The sequence below is a fragment of the Mesorhizobium sp. M7A.F.Ca.US.014.04.1.1 genome, assembly GCF_003998745.1.
Lineage (GTDB): Bacteria > Pseudomonadota > Alphaproteobacteria > Rhizobiales > Rhizobiaceae > Mesorhizobium > Mesorhizobium ciceri.
This window is the reverse complement of record NZ_RZRW01001003.1, coordinates 1-1280: the sequence shown is the minus strand read 5'-3', so window position 1 is coordinate 1280 and position 1280 is coordinate 1. Positions and strand designations below refer to the sequence as shown.

Here is a 1280-nt window from a genome sequence, read left to right as displayed (position 1 = left end):
GGGCCGGCAAAGGGTATCGAGACCAGCCTGCGCAACAGTGAGCCGCTGCCGCTGGTGGCGCTCGAAGCGCCATGCCTTCTGCGCACGGTGGCAACCGAAACGCTCGACCGCGCCGGCCTGTCGTGGCGGATGGCCTTTTCCAGCCCGAGCCTTGGCGGCATCTGGGCAGCCGTGGCGGCGGGGCTGGGGCTGACAATCCGCACCGACATCGGCCTGCCGGCCAGCGTCAGCGCGATGACGCCGGAGATCGCCGGGCTGCCGGCATTGCCCAAAATGGCGTTGGTGCTGCACCAGAAGGATGCTGAACTGGATCCGGTGGCAGCGCGGCTGGCCGACATATTGCTGCAGGCGGCGTTGCAGGCGCTGCCACGGGACGAGCGGTTGAAGGAGGTCGCTTAGACAGCCGGAACAGGTATCCAGCGCCCGACCGCTTATTTACGCTTGTTCGACCTGCCGGCGAACGGATTGTCCGACGTGCGCAGCGCGATGCGGATCGGCACGCCGGGCATATCGAAGGCTTCGCGCAGGCTGTTGGAGAGATAGCGGACATAGGATTGCGGCATCGCATCGGGCCGCGAGCACTGGACAACGAAACCCGGCGGCCGGGTCTTGGCCTGGGTGACGTATTTGACCTTCAGCCGGCGCCCTGCCACGGCAGGCGGCGGATGGTGTGCCAGGATGCCTTCCAGCCAGCGGTTGAGCTTGCCAGTCGAGACGCGGCTGTTCCATACCTTGTGGGTCCTGATGACGGCATCCATCAGCTTGTCGAGGCCGCGCCCGGTCTCGCCGGAGACAGGTACGGCCTGCAGGCCGCGCGCCTGGGGAAGAAGCCGTTCCGTCTTCTCGCGCAGTTCGGCCAGAAGCTCCTGGGGATGGTCGATCAGGTCCCATTTGTTGAAGGCGATCACCGGCGCCCGGCCTTCCCTGATGATCAGGTCGGCGATCTGCAGATCCTGCTTCTCGAAGGGAATGGTGGCGTCGAGCACGATGATGACGATCTCGGCGAAGCGGATGGCGCGCAGGCCGTCCTGCACCGACATCACTTCGAGCTTTTCGTGAATCCTGGCCTTGCGGCGCATGCCGGCCGTATCGAACAGCTTCAGGCGGCGGCCATGCCAATCCCAATCGACCGAGATCGAATCACGGGTGATTCCGGCTTCCGGTCCGGTGAGCAGCCGCTCTTCGCCGATCAGCGCGTTGATCAGCGTCGACTTGCCGGCATTGGGACGGCCGACGACGGCGATGCGCATCGGTTTGGTGTCGTCATAGGTGTGCTCGGC

Annotated in this window: 2 protein-coding genes; one reads left to right on the top strand and one right to left on the bottom strand. The window is 65.5% G+C overall.

Going from position 1 to position 1280, the window contains the following annotated elements:
• On the top strand, window positions 1–399 hold a 399-nt coding region (locus EOA22_RS33970; protein WP_245478766.1), incomplete at its 5' end, for a LysR substrate-binding domain-containing protein.
• A 32-nt stretch (window positions 400–431) separates the two neighbouring features.
• On the opposite strand, the gene der is transcribed toward EOA22_RS33970, so the two are convergent.
• Window positions 432–1280: ribosome biogenesis GTPase Der (gene der, locus EOA22_RS33965; protein ID WP_127390630.1), on the bottom strand; the 849-nt coding region annotated here is incomplete at its 5' end.